Origin of the sequence: Bacillus sp. JHAA (genome assembly GCF_036961585.1) — a bacterium.
Taxonomy (GTDB): Bacteria; Bacillota; Bacilli; order Bacillales; family Bacillaceae; genus Bacillus; species Bacillus velezensis.
The window spans coordinates 331,500-345,480 of the sequence record NZ_JBAMDE010000001.1; the positions used below are offsets into that span (position 1 = coordinate 331,500).

Sequence of the window (13,981 nt, forward strand, 5' to 3'; positions counted from 1 at the left end):
GTCTTTTTAAGTTGACTTTCTTTTAATAAGTTTTAGGTTCAACTTATTTATATTGGAGACATCTTTGTTATTCATTAAGTTATATAATAAATTTGCTGCTGTTTGTCCCAACTCTTTAATAGGTTGATGTATCGTTGAAAGTTCTATTACCTTAGATATCGGCTGATTATCAAATCCTATAACCGCCAGTTCTTCAGGTATTCGTATTCCCTGTCTTTTCGCTTCATAAATGATCCCCGCCGCAACATAATCACTTCCTACAACCATTGCCGCAGGACGAGGTGACTTATTTAGCAATAATTTTGCTATTTCTATACCATTCTCAATAGTGTACTGTTCCTCAAAGTACCAATTATCACTCCATTTCAATCCGTATTCATTTTGAAAGTGAAAAAATGATTTTTTTCTGCTTATGCCAACACCGCTCTTAGGATTTCCTATACACAGACCAATGGATTGATGTCCTCGATTTCGCAGATGATCAATTGCCATTTTAATTCCTGACTCATGATTAATAAATATATGTGCAACCTGTTTGCTTGCAGAAGCTTCACAGGAAACAATATTGCCAAACTCAGATATCTCGTCGAGTACGTGAGGGGGGCTTACACAGGATCCCAAAATAAGACCGTCAATCAGTTTGTATTTCAATCTGTTAAAAAACTCCATTTCTTGTTCAGGATCGTTATTTGATTGGTGCACAAGTAAACTGTAATTATGTTTATTACACTCTTCGCCTATTCCGGCAATCAGTTTACTGAAAAACGGATGGTTGATTTTAGGAACAATGACTCCGAATACATTTGTCTTCCCCCTGAATAGGTTAATCGCGTTGAAATTTGGTACATAATTTAATTCCTTCATAGCTTTTAACACAGCGTCCCGCTTCTCAGGTTTTACATAAGGATGATTGTTGAGAACTCTGGAAACTGTTGTCCGAGAAACGTTCGCTTTCTTTGCTATCTCTGTAATGTTTGTCATTACTGTTACTCCTTCTTAGACAGCGTTATCAGGATTTTACACTGAACAACACAAGGGAAAATAAGCATTTAATGAATTGTTTTATCATGGCCTGCATGAATATGTGCGCCTTCCTGTCCCACACTATAAATAGAACGAGGCTTCCCCATCTTGTGTAATAGTTTGTCAAATAAACCTACTAATATCCCCAGACATAGCAACACAATGATGGTCCCTATCCCAATCGGCCCCTGAAGAATGATTGCAAGCACAAAAGCTAAAGCTTCCCCTATCGTCTTTGTAATATTAATACCCCAACCTGTGCGTTCAGTAATAGCCAACATTAATTCATCATTCGGTATCGAAGGAAAAGATGCTCTTAAATAAATAGCGATTCCCATAGCCAATATACACAACCCTATCAAAAATAAACTCCATTGAAGAATGACAGCATCTGTTTTTAAGAACGAAAGAACCTTTAGGTTTAAAAGGTCAACAAAACTTCCAATAATAAAAATCGGAATAAAACCGGCTAGATTAGGAAACCGCATTTTTATGAGGCTGTTTATAAAGATAAGGATTCCTCCGACAATGAAAACCCATGACCCGATTGTAAGGCCAATGAGTTCTGATAAAGCCACGTTTAGAGCATCCCAGGGGGCAATTCCGGTATTAGATTTAATCATACATACAACCCCCACGGATAAAATAAACAATCCGACAATATAGATTAAACACCTTTTCACAAAATGGCTCATGGCTGTATACTCCGCGGTTTAGGGTCTTCTTCTTTCGTCAGAATGTAATGATCAAAAGCATAAGATACACCACACTCATCATTCGATAACGTTTTAAAAGCAGCCAATTGAATAAGCTTCTTATCTGCATTTCCCATGGCTATCCCTATTCCTGCTGCATGAAACATAGGCAGATCATTTAAATTATCACCTATTGCGATTGCATTCCGCGCATCCGTTCCATAATGTTCACAAAGTTTATTTAATGACGCTCCTTTATCTACTCCTGCACTTGTGATTTCAAGATTGAATGCTCCTGAACTCGTTACGGCACACTCCTTCAGTTGTCCAAAATATTCTTTAGCTTTTTTTAATTTTCTTTGGTTTGGCGAAACGATCATACATTTTATGACATACCGATAATCGATAGGGTCAATTGTACCCGGTATTTCCTCTAACCCGTATTGATGGATTTGAGCTTTAATAGAACTCCAAAATACTTCTTGATTAAAATGAGGTTCTTCCATTACCGTATTGTAAAGTTCTTTTTCAAGCTGCTGAATTCCTTGATTTGATACGACAATTTTGTCAGATAAGTAAAGCTGATAATAGATTTCCTCTTTATTTAACCATGTTATGATAGGTTGGATTACATCTGAATCCATAAAATGTTCGAATATTACCTGATTTCCCACATCAATTTGAGCGCCGTTTGAAGCAATAATCGGAAAATCCAAATCATATTTATTGATGATGTGTTTTGCATCAAATAAAGCTCTCCCTGTAGCGATTGTTACAAGATGACCTTGTTTTTGTCCAAGCTTTAAAGCTCTTACATCTTGTTCTTGGATAGTTAAGTTCTCTGATAACAGCGTGCCATCTAAGTCAATTGCAATTACTTTCATGTGAATTTCCTCCTCAGAGTTTAAAAATCATTGAAAGTATAATGTATGGTACGCGTTTCAGAGCAATTAGATTATTATATTAATTTGAAGTTTTTCTCCAGAAGCTGATTAGACCTGTGCTTCTCAAGTGTTCTCCTGCTTAATGATCCTTCTCTTTTGCTCAATCCAGTTAATAAAGAACTGACTGCTAATGGCGGAACACTAATTTGAAGAAATTCATCTGGAATTTCAAGCGCTGGCAACTCACTAGAAACCGGACTGTAGCAGGACAGCTTTCCATCATGAGTTTGACTTATGGCCGGCGACTTGGGCACCGGCACTTTCCAGAGAACGATCACTTTTTGTGAAAATCGGATGTATGAAGTGTCATTGAGGCGGTGTCCCCGATATACTTGTCTCTTTTCTTTCATTTGCGGTAAAGAAAGCAAAACCTGATTCCCTTATGCCAGAACTTGCTTTATCATAAAAGTATGCGTTTACATTCGAGTAGGGAGGTTATAGCATGACCCCTGTGAATTCAAGCAGCATCGGGAAGATTCAGGCGGCCAGCAAAGGTTTGTCGCCAAAATTAAGAGCGATTGCAGACCATATCGTGAAGGAACCGAAAGACGTGATTCACCTTTCCATCATTCAGCTGGCGGAAAAAACGAAAAGCTCTGAAGCGACGATTTTCAGGCTGTGCAAACGGCTCGGTTTTTCCGGCTATCAGGATTTAAAAATCGCGCTTGCTCAGGAGATCGTTCAGGAGCCGGTGCAGCACATTCATGAAGAAATGAACCCCGACGACGATATCGAAGTCATCATCCGGAAAGTTTTCCGCACAAACATTTCCGGTCTGACCGATACCTTTCATTTATTAGATCCGGCCGACGTTGAAAAAGCGGTAGAAATGATCCACCGCGCGGACAGAATTGAATTTTACGGAAACGGCGGTTCCGGGCTGATCGCCACTGACGCATATCATAAATTTATGCGTACGGGTATAAATTGCATCGCGCACACGGATTCTCACTTTCAGGCGATGTCAGCGGGTCTTCTCGGTCCCGAAAGCGCAGTCATCGGCATTTCTCATTCGGGAAGCAACAAGGACGTGCTCGACGCGGTGAAAACGGCCAAATCGCTCGGCGCCGGCACGATCGGCATTACAAGCTACCAAAAGTCGCCGCTCACCCAGATTTCCGACGTGGTGCTGTATACATCAACAAGGGAGACGGCTTTCAGAACGGAAGCAATGTCCGCAAGGCTTGCCCAGCTGTCGGTCATTGATACACTGTATTTCGCCACGGCCCGGCTGCGGCAGGAGAAAACGCTCGCCAACTTGCAGCAAATCAGAAAAATGATCGCGCACAAACGTTTGTAATATTTATTTTTCAAAAGAGAGAATGCCGATACAGCGGGAATTGAGGCAATTTTATGAAAAAAATTTTCTTCTTCATCGTTGATTTATAAAAAAATTATTCCTATAATTGACTTTGTAAGGGCATACATTATTAATCTATCTTATTATTCAATCAGATTAGGCGGGATATATTATGAAGGAAACCCAAGCTGTTATCGGTCTGGATATCGGCACGACCAGTACGAAAGCCGTTCTGTTCGGACCAAGAGGCAAAGTATTAGCCAAGCATTCGGTTCACTATGATTTAATACAGCCAAAGCCGGCATGGGCCGAGCAGGATCCTGAGCACATTCTGGAAGCGGTTATCGGAAGCATCAGGGGCGCCGTCACAAAGGCCGGACTGAGCCCTGACAATCTGCTTGCAATCGGCATCAGCACCGCCATGCACTCATTGATAGCTGTCGATCAAAACGGCGGCCTGCTGACCAAAAGCATCATTTGGGCGGACAACCGCAGCGCCGAGCAATCAAAACGGATTTTAAAAGAGATGAACGGTTTTGATATTTATAAAAGAACGGGTACGCCGATTCACCCGATGTCTCCGCTTTCCAAAATTGTGTGGATGAAAGAACAGGACAAGGAGACATTCGCGAAAACCGCCAAATTCATCAGTATTAAAGAATATATTCTGCACGAGTTTTTCGGGACTTATGTCGTCGATTATTCGATCGCTTCGGCAACAGGGCTGTTCCGTTTAGATACGCTTTCCTGGGATGAAGAAGCGCTCCGGATTGCCGGAATCCGGGAAGATCAGCTGTCGGACATCGTGCCGACCACTCATCAGCTGCGCGGCCTTGCGCCGGAAATCGCTGCACGGATGGGCATTCATGCGGATACACCGTTTATTATCGGCGCAAATGACGGCGTGCTCGCCAACCTTGGAGTCGGCGCGATCGGCAAAGGCGAAGTGGCCGTTACGATCGGAACAAGCGGAGCCGTGCGTTCGGTGACGGATGCGCCGATTACGGATGAAAAAGCGCGGACATTCTGTTACGCGCTGACTGACAAGCATTGGGTCATCGGAGGCCCGACGAATAACGGAGGCATTATGCTGCGCTGGCTTCGAGACGAATTCGCTTCTCCGGAAGTCGAAACGGCGAAGCGGCTCGGCATTGATCCGTATGATTTAATGATTGATATCGCTGATAAAGTGCCCGCAGGCTCTGAGGGATTGCTGTTTCTGCCGTTTTTATCAGGGGAGCGCGCGCCGTTTTGGAATCCGAATGCCCGCGGAACGTTTTTCGGCATCAGCCTCCGCCATAAACGGGAGCATTTTATCAGAGCGGTGCTGGAAGGCGTCATCATGAGCGTCTTTTCAATCGGTGTCGCACTGAGAGATTTGGCGGGCCCCGCAAAAGACGTGCGGGCTTCGGGAGGATTTGCGAGATCGCCGCTGTGGAGGCAGATTTTGTCCGATACGATGGGACGGGAAGTCCTCGTTCCGGAAAGTTACGAAGCCTCGGCGCTCGGAGCGGCCGTTCTCGCTTTGCACAGCCTTGGCGAAATGGAACGGATCGAGGATGTTCAGGACTGGATCAGAATTTCTCACCGCCATGAACCGAACGTCAAAAACAGCGAAACATATATTGAGCTGTTTTACTTATACGAGCGGCTGTATGACAAGCTCAAAGATGAATTTGACGTCATCAGTGAATTTCAGCTCAAACAAAGCCGTTAATTCTTCTTTGAAAGGGTGAAAAGGTCATGTTACTGTTTATTGTCATTGCCGCTATTATCGTTTTACTCTTATTGATTACGGTCGCTAAATTAAATCCGTTTATCAGTCTTTTGATTACATCCATCCTTGTCGGTTTCGCAACGGGCATGAATCTGCCGGACATTATCGCTTCGATGAAAACCGGGCTCGGCAATACGCTGTCGCTGCTTGCGATCGTGCTGGCCCTCGGGACGATGCTCGGAAAAATGATGGCTGAATCAGGCGGTGCGGAGCGTATCGCCCACACCCTGATCGGCCGCTTCGGCAAAAAGAAAGTGCATTGGGCGATGATGGCCGTCGCTTTTATTGTCGGCATCCCGGTCTTTTTCCAGGTCGGCTTCGTCCTGCTCGTGCCGCTTTTGTTTACGATTGCGATTGAAACCGGGGTTTCATTAGTGACGATCGGGATTCCGCTCCTTGCGGGACTTTCCGTCGTGCACGGATTGGTTCCGCCCCACCCGGCGGCGATGGCGGCTGTCGGCATTTATCACGCCAATGTCGGAAAAACGATTTTGTTTTCTTTAATCGTTGGGATTCCGACTGCCATCATCGCGGGGCCGCTTTACGGAAAATGGATTGGTAGGCGCATTCATAAACCCGTTCCCGAACTGTTGAAAAAACAATTTATTGAACGGAATGAAAAACGCAAGCTTCCGGGATTCGCAAATACATTGTTTACGATATTGGTACCGGTGATCCTGATGCTTATGGCAACGCTTGCCGAAATTGCGCTTCCGGAAAAAAGCACGCTCTATGAAACTTTTAAATTTATTGGCGACCCTGTCACGGCGCTTTTGATCGCCACGGTTTACTCCTTTTTCAGCCTTGGTTTTTATCAGGGCTTTGACAGAGAAAGCATTTTAAAATTCAGCAATGACTGTCTGGGACCGATTGCTTCCATTCTGCTTGTGATCGGAGCCGGCGGCGCTTTTAACAACGTCCTGATTGATTCAGGCGTCGGCACGTATATCGCTGACATGGCGAAACACTCAAGCTTCTCTCCCGTTCTTTTAAGCTGGACGATCGCGGCGGTCATCCGTGTCGCCACAGGTTCAGCGACTGTCGCCATGATGACGGCGGCCGGCATTGTTGCACCGATTGCATCTGTCATGCCGGGCGTCAGCAGTGAGCTTCTCGTATTGGCAACGGGAGCGGGCTCTTTGATTCTTTCACATGTCAATGACTCCGGTTTCTGGCTCATTAAAGAGTATTTCGGAATGACGGTCAAAGAAACATTCCTGACATGGACGGCGATGGAAACGATTATTTCTGTCAGTGCAATCTGTTTTATCATGATCATTAACGCGTTTATATAAAAACAAACCCCGGCCGCAAACCGGGGTTTGTTTTTTTATCGGTCATTCACGAGGATATAAGCGGCTTTAACGGGTCCGTGGACGCCGACAACCAAATCCATTTCGATATCGGCCGAGTTGCTCGGCCCAGTAATATAGTTAATGCAGGAAGGAACGGTGACGCCGTCTCTGATCTGCTGTTTCAATATATCGCTGGCCTGTGTCATTCTCGGCACAATGGAAGATTTCGGGATGATTGCGATATAGGTGGTCGGAAGCAGGCTGACAGAACGGCCGGCATGCTCTGACGCATACAAAACGACGGTGGCTGATTCCGCAAGCGTGATCTCGCTGAATGTAATGCCCACATTCGCTTGTTCCGCTTTTTCAATATTTTTCGCTCCTTGTTCCGCGTCCCATTCCCAAACGGGAATCCCTTCGTCCGGCCACTCTTCTGTCATAAGGGTCTGCAAGCCGTACGTTTCAAACCGGCTGTCCTTCGGAATGATGACAGGCCCTCCTTCAAAGCGGTTCACCTGCGTGCGCAAAGCGTCGTAAAGCCCGGCTGCATCCGTTTCGATCAGTTCGGTATGAATGTTGACGCAGTGGTCTTTCAGCATCGTGACAAGATCGTCTTCCGTACAGCCCGCATGCGTTTGATATTGAGGCTGATACTTCCATTCAGGCAGGGACACGCCTGATTTCCTGCGCTCTCTGCCCAGACGTTCGGCGATCCGGTTTAAAAAGGATTCCTGATGTGTAACCGTCCCTTTCATCATCATTCTTCCCCCTTTTGTTTTTCCCGGTCTTTAAACCAATCTCTGAATCTCGATTTATGCGGCGCCGGGAAGTCCCGTATTGCCGTCCATTCTTTTAACGGCCCCGGCCCTTTTGATATTTTGTCATCTTCCGTAAACGGCGTCATGGCGGCAGGCGCCCATTTCGATCCCATTTTATAAAGGGACGGGGATGACGAGCCGAGCCCGAAGGCTTTCATCGCCAGTTTTTCGCTGATCGGCGCTTTGCCCTCTTTTTCCACGATGTTCTGCCGATGCTTGAGCAGCAGCTCGTGCAGCGGAATTTTAACGGGACATGCTTCCGTACAGGCCGCGCATAAGGAAGATGCGTACGGGAGCTCCTTGTATTCGTCATATCCGCCGAGAAGAGGCGATAAGACGGCGCCGATCGGACCCGAATAGATGGACCCGTACGAGTGTCCGCCGACATGCCGGTACACGGGACAGACGTTGATGCAGGCGGCGCAGCGGATACATTGCAGCACCGATTGAAATTCCGTGCCGAGTATGCGGGAACGCCCGTTGTCCACAACCACAAGGTGGAATTCCTCAGGCCCGTCCGCTTCTCCTTGCTGCCGGGGTCCCGTCAGCGCCGTAATGTAACTTGTAAGCCGCTGGCCGACGGCGCTTCTCGTCAGCATGCTGACAAGCACTTCAAACTCAGAAAATGACGGAACGATCCGCTCCATTCCCATTACGGTGATCTGCGTCTTCGGCAGCGCGGACACAAGGCGGCCGTTTCCTTCGTTCGTCACGAGACTGACCGATCCGGTATCCGCGATCGCAAAGTTGCAGCCTGTAATGCCGACATCCGCTTCGAGAAATTTTTTCCGGAGAACGCTGCGCGCGTGCATGACGAGCTCTTCCGGTTTTTCCGTCTGTTTGTATTCGAGTCTCTCTTTAAACACGTCACGGATCTGCTCTTTGTTTTTGTGAAGAGCGGGAGCAACGATATGTGACGGCGGATCGTGATCGTCAATCTGGAGAATGTATTCGCCGAGATCCGTTTCTGTGACTTCACAGCCCTCTTCCTCAAGCACTTCGTTCATATTGATTTCTTCTGTCACCATGGATTTGGATTTTACGATTTTTTTAGCGTTTTTCTGCCGGATGACATCGCGGATATAGGAGGACGCTTCTTCCGCCGTTTCGGCGAAAAAGACATGTCCGCCTCTGTTGGCGACGTTTTCGGCGAGCTGTTCCAAATAGAAATCAAGATTGTCCAGCACATGCTGTCTGATTTCTTCCGCATGGGAACGCCAATCCTCCCAGTTTCCCAATTCTTCGGCCGCCTGAAGCCTTCTTGTCCTGAGCCGTTCCTGCGCTCCGGAGACGGCTCCTCTCATAAACTCATTATCTATTCCTTCTGATACCCGCTCTTTAAAAGCGGCGGTACCGATTTTCATCGCCATGATTTTCCCCCCTTGTTGTTTCTCGTGTTATCTGCTGTTCAGCACTTCGGCGATGTGCATGACTCTGACGTTTTTATCCTTACGGTCAAGACGCCCGCCGATATTCATCAGACATCCGCAATCCGCTCCGATCAGCACCTCGGCCTCCGTGTCTTCCACGCAGGCGACCTTCTCATCCACCATTTGTTCAGAGATTTGCGCCATTTTCACAGAAAACGTTCCTCCGAATCCGCAGCATTGGTGTTTTCCGGGAAGCGCGGTCAGCTCGAGCCCCTTGACATGGCGCAAAAGCTTCATCGGCTCCTCCGACACGCCGAGCAGCCTCGTCATATGGCACGATGTATGGACTGTCGCTTTTTTATGCAGCACCGCCCCGACATCCTCCACCCCGAGAACGTTGACGATAAAATCCGTTAACTCATATGTTTTGTCCGCAAGCTGCTGCGCTTTTGCCGCCCACTTCGGATCGTCCTGAAACAGATGCGGATATTCACGGAACATCGTCGTACAGGAACCTGACGGACTGACAACGTACTCCGCTTCTTCAAACGCGGCAATCATCCGCTTCATCGCTTTTTTCGCATCCGTCACATACCCGCTGTTGTATGCGGGCTGCCCGCAGCAAATCTGCCCCTCGGGAAAATCCACCTCACACCCGAGCCGTTCCAGCACCTCAACCGTCGCCTTTCCGACATTGGTCTGGAACATATCCACAAGGCACGTGACAAATAATGAGACTTTCATGATGAACCCCTCTTTCATCCTCAATATGTGATCCGGTCATCTGATGACCTGTTTTTGGGAAAGCTCTATGAATATCCTACACTATTCTGAATATGGATTGGAAGGTTTTTCTGAAAAATCCTTTCGTCCGATGCGCTGAAGGGGACAAAAAAAAGAGAAGCCCGAAAGCTCCTCAAGCTGCTCTACATCCCGTTTTCCAGCAGACGTCCCAGTTTTTGCACACCCTCTTTTATCGCGGCTTTACCGGCATAACTGAACGACAGGCGAAGATATTCCGCACCGTCTTCCTGATGCAGAAAAAAATATTTACCGGGTACATAGGAAACGCCGTGAGACAGAGCCCTCTCCAGCATTGCGGATGTATCCGCTCCCGGCACTTTCACCCATACAAAGTAACCGCCTTCAGGCACGTGCCAGGATGCGGATTCCGGAAGATATCGAGCTGATGCGGCGAGCAAAACGTCACGTTTGCTTTGATATGCTTCCCGCAAGACGGCGAGCCGTTTTTCAACATTCGTTTGTTCCAGATAGACGGCGGTCACCGCTTGGGAAAACGGGTGGCCTAAGTCTTTTTTTAACCATGACAATGCCGTGATGAATGCAGCGTTCCCTGCAATCCAGCCGATCCTCATACCCGGGGCGATGACTTTTGATAATGAACCGGCGTACAGCACCCGGCCGTTTTGACCCATGGCTTTCAAGGGCGGCGGAATATCGGTGAATCCGAGCTCTCCGTATGCATCATCCTCCAAGATGAGAAAATCATACGTTTCGGCAAGCTGAAGCAGGCGGGTTCTCCGCTTCGCTGACATTACGGTTCCCGCAGGATTCTGAAAAGCGGGTATCGTGTAGAGAAGACGGGGAAGCAGAAGCCCTTTTCGTTTTCTTTCCTCAAGCATGAACGCTAATGTTTCTGTTTGCAGGCCCTCTTGATCTGTCGGAACGCTCATGATATGCGGTGTGTAATTTTTAAAAATCTCGAGCGCTTCCATGTAGACCGGAGCTTCAACGGCAGCGGCGGTTTGTTCATCGAGGAAAACCCGTGCAGCCAGATCTATCGCCTGACAGGCGCCTGACGTCACGAGCAGCTCATCGTCCCGACAGTGAATGCCGCGGATGGCTACCCGTTCTTGAATCTGCTTTTTTAATACGGCCGTCCTCGGGCTTCCCATATAATGCAGCGGCAGATCGCGCTCCTCATCCAGAAGGCGGGCGGCGGCTTCTTTCAGCTCCTTATCAGGAACGAGTGCGGGATCGGGATAGCCGGAATGCAGGGGGATGCACGCTTTCGGAACTGCCGGCATCCATTCCCCGGGAGGATCGTTTGTCAGAGCTTTCTTTACATGGTCAGAAAAAAAAGATTCGGCCTGCATGTGATGTTATCCCCTTTCACAAGTCAGCTTCTATACATTTTCTTCAAAATAAGCCCCCAGCACTTCTTCCACATTCGTCAGGTGCGCGGTCATCGCGGCTTCCGCTTCATCCGCGTCTTTGGCGGCGACGGCGCTGTAAATGCGTTCATGCTCTTCATACAATCGCTGCACGCTCGTTCGTTTAGAAAACAGCCAAATTTTTCTCGTTTCTCTCATTGTTTCCAAAAGGAGCGCGGAGACATGATTCATGAGATGCTTGAGCAGCCCGTTTTGTGATGCTTCCGCCAGCGCCATGTGAAAGGAGAAATCCGCTTTTTCGCCCAATTCTTCGTCTCCGTCAATATCTTTCATCTCCAGGAGAGCTTGGCGGATTTTTTGTAAATCGTCTTCGGTGCGTTTTTCAGCGGCCATGGCGGCGACGCCGAGTTCAAGCAGCTTTCTGACTTCGAGCAGCTGTTTGACGTCCTCTTTTTTCATCAAGAGGGCGGAAGAAAGCGGCTGGGAAACATGAGACGGCTCAAATTCTCTTATGTATGTGCCTTCTCCCTGCTTCATGTCGACGAGCCCCATCGCTTTCAAAGCCGACAGCGCTTCTCTGACCGCCGAGCGGCTGACCTGAAAACTCTCAGAAAGCGCCTGAACGGAATCAAGCTTTTCACCCGGCTTAAGCTCGCCCGCTTTTATCTTCTCCAGCAATGCGTCAGCGACTTCCTCGTAGATTTTTTTCGTTTTAATTTGTTTATATTTCAACGCGATCACCCCGTCACTTGTGAATCTTGATGTTTATCGTCTATTATACTTCTTTTTTCGCACCGCCGACAGGTTCAGACAATTTGTTCAAGAAAAGTATTGTACTTTCAAAACTTTCAAAATATAATGCTAATTAACCCGGTCATCAGATGACCTTATCATAAAAAGTAATCGCTTACATGACATAAGGAGGGGTTTTTTAGGGATGCAATGGACACAGGGGTACGCTCCTTTAGGGGGAAATTTGCTTTTATCGGCAGCTTGCGCGCTCGTGCCGATTATCTTCTTTTTTTGGGCGCTTGCGGTGAAACGGATGAAGGGGTACATCGCGGGGCTTTTAACGTTAGCCGTTTCACTTTTAATCGCTGTATTTGTTTACGGCATGCCGGCGGAAAAAGCGGTGATGTCCGCTTCTCAGGGAGCGGTGTACGGGCTGCTTCCGATCGGCTGGATTATCGTCACATCGGTCTTTCTGTATAAAATCACCGTGAAAACGGGACAGTTTGAGATTATCCGGAGTTCGGTGCTCTCAATTACAGATGACCGGCGTTTGCAGGCGCTGCTCATCGCCTTTTCATTTGGGGCGTTTTTAGAAGGCGCCGCCGGTTTCGGCGCACCCGTCGCGATCTCGGCCGCTTTGCTCGTCGGACTTGGTTTTCAGCCGCTGTATGCAGCGGGAATTTGCCTGATTGCCAATACGGCGCCCGTTGCCTTCGGCGCGATCGGCATTCCGATTACCGCCGTCGAAGGTCCGACCGGGATACCGGCAATGGAAATTTCCCAAATGGTCGGCCGGCAGCTTCCGTTTTTATCCGTCTTTATTCCGCTTTACTTAATCATTTTGATGAGCGGGTTTAAAAAGGCTTTTGAGATATGGCCGGCCATTCTTGTTTCCGGCGTCTCCTTTGCGGCCGTGCAGTACGCAAGCTCGAATTTTTTAGGGCCTGAGCTTCCGGATGTGCTGTCGGCGCTTGTTTCCATGGCCGCGCTCGCTGTGTTTTTGAAATTTTGGAAACCGAAAACGGCCTTTCGTTTCGCGGCAGAACGGGAATCAGCAGCGGCCGCTGACCGGGCGCCGATCAAGTACGGGGGCGCCGCGGTGTTTAAAGCGTGGTCTCCTTTCCTTCTTCTGACGGCCATGATATCCGTTTGGGGGATTCCCGGCGTGAAGGCTGCCTTAACCGGTCATTACGAAGGAACGTCAATGTGGCTTTCCTGGCTGAATGCAGCCGGGCGTGCATTGACCTTCACGCCTCCCGTCCCATTTGTAAATCAGCAGATTCTTCAGGCGGACGGCACGCCGATTGAAGCCGTGTACAAACTTGAGCTTTTCGGTTCAGCGGGGACGGCGATTCTGACTGCCGCCGTCATCTCCAAGTTCGCCCTCGGCATGTCGTGGAAGACATGGGGCGAAGCGTTTATAGAAACGGTGAAGGAATTAACGCTTCCGGTCGTGACCATTGTTTCTGTTGTCGGCTTTGCTTATGTGACGAATGCTTCCGGCATGAGCACGACACTCGGTCTTGCGCTTGCCATGACGGGCGCGATGTTCACCTTTTTTTCGCCGGTGCTCGGCTGGCTCGGCGTGTTTATTACCGGCTCTGATACGTCGGCCAATCTATTGTTCGGCGGATTGCAAAAGGTGACGGCGCTCTCTGTCGGGATGGACCCGGTTCTCTCCGTTGCCGCCAATTCATCAGGCGGTGTCACCGGAAAAATGATTTCTCCGCAATCCATTGCGGTTGCCTGTGCCGCTGTCGGTCTGGCGGGCAAGGAAGCCGACCTTTTCCGTTTTACGATTAAGCACAGTCTGTTTTTGCTTCTGCTCGTCTGTCTCATTACATTTTTACAGCATCATCTGTTTTCATGGATGATCCCGTAACACGGAGAAC

General features: G+C 48.2%; 13 protein-coding genes. 4 read left to right on the forward strand and 9 right to left on the reverse strand.

Annotation, left to right across the window (positions count from 1 at the left end):
• Window positions 1-6: 6 nt before the first annotated feature.
• The 4 genes from V7728_RS01695 to V7728_RS01710 all read right to left on the reverse strand — a co-directional run bounded on the left by V7728_RS01695 (window position 7) and on the right by V7728_RS01710 (window position 3,030).
• On the reverse strand, window positions 7-981 hold the full coding sequence (locus V7728_RS01695) for a LacI family DNA-binding transcriptional regulator (protein WP_099567104.1): 975 nt from the start codon (window positions 979-981) through the stop codon (window positions 7-9).
• Between the two features lie 68 nt (window positions 982-1,049).
• Window positions 1,050-1,718, reverse strand: coding sequence for a YczE/YyaS/YitT family protein (locus V7728_RS01700; RefSeq protein WP_072589591.1), 669 nt, complete (start codon window positions 1,716-1,718; stop codon window positions 1,050-1,052).
• Entirely contained in the window at window positions 1,715-2,602 is an 888-nt protein-coding gene (locus V7728_RS01705) for a Cof-type HAD-IIB family hydrolase (RefSeq protein WP_025285306.1), read from the reverse strand. The genes V7728_RS01700 and V7728_RS01705 overlap by 4 nt, the downstream gene beginning before the upstream one ends.
• A gap of 74 nt (window positions 2,603-2,676) precedes the next feature.
• Window positions 2,677-3,030, reverse strand: coding sequence for a hypothetical protein (locus V7728_RS01710; RefSeq protein WP_145956852.1), 354 nt, complete (start codon window positions 3,028-3,030; stop codon window positions 2,677-2,679).
• Window positions 3,031-3,104: 74 nt separating this feature from the next.
• Between V7728_RS01710 and V7728_RS01715 the strand changes: the two genes are divergently transcribed.
• The 3 genes from V7728_RS01715 to V7728_RS01725 all read left to right on the forward strand — a co-directional run bounded on the left by V7728_RS01715 (window position 3,105) and on the right by V7728_RS01725 (window position 7,034).
• Window positions 3,105-3,962 carry a MurR/RpiR family transcriptional regulator gene (locus tag V7728_RS01715; RefSeq protein ID WP_025285307.1) on the forward strand — a complete coding sequence of 286 codons (858 nt, stop codon included), beginning with the start codon at window positions 3,105-3,107 and terminating at the stop codon, window positions 3,960-3,962.
• 172 nt (window positions 3,963-4,134) lie between these two features.
• Window positions 4,135-5,679, forward strand: coding sequence for a gluconokinase (gntK, locus tag V7728_RS01720; RefSeq protein WP_007407372.1), 1,545 nt, complete (start codon window positions 4,135-4,137; stop codon window positions 5,677-5,679).
• A gap of 26 nt (window positions 5,680-5,705) precedes the next feature.
• On the forward strand, window positions 5,706-7,034 hold the full coding sequence (locus tag V7728_RS01725) for a GntP family permease (protein WP_099567105.1): 1,329 nt from the start codon (window positions 5,706-5,708) through the stop codon (window positions 7,032-7,034).
• Window positions 7,035-7,069: 35 nt separating this feature from the next.
• Here the strand turns inward: V7728_RS01725 and V7728_RS01730 are convergent, their stop codons facing one another.
• From V7728_RS01730 to V7728_RS01750, 5 genes are all read right to left on the reverse strand, one after another.
• Window positions 7,070-7,792, reverse strand: coding sequence for a LutC/YkgG family protein (locus tag V7728_RS01730; RefSeq protein ID WP_015240625.1), 723 nt, complete (start codon window positions 7,790-7,792; stop codon window positions 7,070-7,072).
• Entirely contained in the window at window positions 7,792-9,222 is a 1,431-nt protein-coding gene (locus V7728_RS01735; RefSeq protein ID WP_007407375.1) for a LutB/LldF family L-lactate oxidation iron-sulfur protein, read from the reverse strand. Before V7728_RS01735 ends, V7728_RS01730 begins: the two co-directional genes overlap by 1 nt.
• Before the next feature lie 27 nt (window positions 9,223-9,249).
• Entirely contained in the window at window positions 9,250-9,966 is a 717-nt protein-coding gene (locus V7728_RS01740; protein ID WP_007613889.1) for a (Fe-S)-binding protein, read from the reverse strand.
• 182 nt (window positions 9,967-10,148) lie between these two features.
• The gene (locus V7728_RS01745) at window positions 10,149-11,339 is read right to left on the reverse strand and encodes an aminotransferase-like domain-containing protein (RefSeq protein WP_099567106.1); all 1,191 of its coding nucleotides are present in this window, start codon (window positions 11,337-11,339) and stop codon (window positions 10,149-10,151) included.
• 30 nt (window positions 11,340-11,369) lie between these two features.
• Window positions 11,370-12,089 carry a FadR/GntR family transcriptional regulator gene (locus V7728_RS01750; protein ID WP_015240627.1) on the reverse strand — a complete coding sequence of 240 codons (720 nt, stop codon included), beginning with the start codon at window positions 12,087-12,089 and terminating at the stop codon, window positions 11,370-11,372.
• A 205-nt stretch (window positions 12,090-12,294) separates the two neighbouring features.
• Here V7728_RS01750 and lutP point away from each other — a divergent pair, with 205 nt between their 5' ends.
• Window positions 12,295-13,971, forward strand: coding sequence for an L-lactate permease LutP (lutP, locus tag V7728_RS01755; protein WP_099567107.1), 1,677 nt, complete (start codon window positions 12,295-12,297; stop codon window positions 13,969-13,971).
• Window positions 13,972-13,981 lie beyond the last annotated feature (10 nt).

Bases quoted from the DNA above. Each gene is read 5' to 3' on its own strand.
- V7728_RS01695 (WP_099567104.1), bottom strand. From the start codon at position 981: ATGACAAACATTACAGAGATAGCAAAGAAAGCGAACGTTTCTCGGACA.
- V7728_RS01700 (WP_072589591.1), bottom strand. From the start codon at position 1,718: ATGAGCCATTTTGTGAAAAGGTGTTTAATCTATATTGTCGGATTGTTT.
- V7728_RS01705 (WP_025285306.1), bottom strand. From the start codon at position 2,602: ATGAAAGTAATTGCAATTGACTTAGATGGCACGCTGTTATCAGAGAAC.
- V7728_RS01715 (WP_025285307.1), top strand. From the start codon at position 3,105: ATGACCCCTGTGAATTCAAGCAGCATCGGGAAGATTCAGGCGGCCAGC.
- gntK (WP_007407372.1), top strand. From the start codon at position 4,135: ATGAAGGAAACCCAAGCTGTTATCGGTCTGGATATCGGCACGACCAGT.
- V7728_RS01725 (WP_099567105.1), top strand. From the start codon at position 5,706: ATGTTACTGTTTATTGTCATTGCCGCTATTATCGTTTTACTCTTATTG.
- V7728_RS01730 (WP_015240625.1), bottom strand. From the start codon at position 7,792: ATGATGAAAGGGACGGTTACACATCAGGAATCCTTTTTAAACCGGATC.
- V7728_RS01735 (WP_007407375.1), bottom strand. From the start codon at position 9,222: ATGGCGATGAAAATCGGTACCGCCGCTTTTAAAGAGCGGGTATCAGAA.
- V7728_RS01740 (WP_007613889.1), bottom strand. From the start codon at position 9,966: ATGAAAGTCTCATTATTTGTCACGTGCCTTGTGGATATGTTCCAGACC.
- V7728_RS01745 (WP_099567106.1), bottom strand. From the start codon at position 11,339: ATGCAGGCCGAATCTTTTTTTTCTGACCATGTAAAGAAAGCTCTGACA.
- lutP (WP_099567107.1), top strand. From the start codon at position 12,295: ATGCAATGGACACAGGGGTACGCTCCTTTAGGGGGAAATTTGCTTTTA.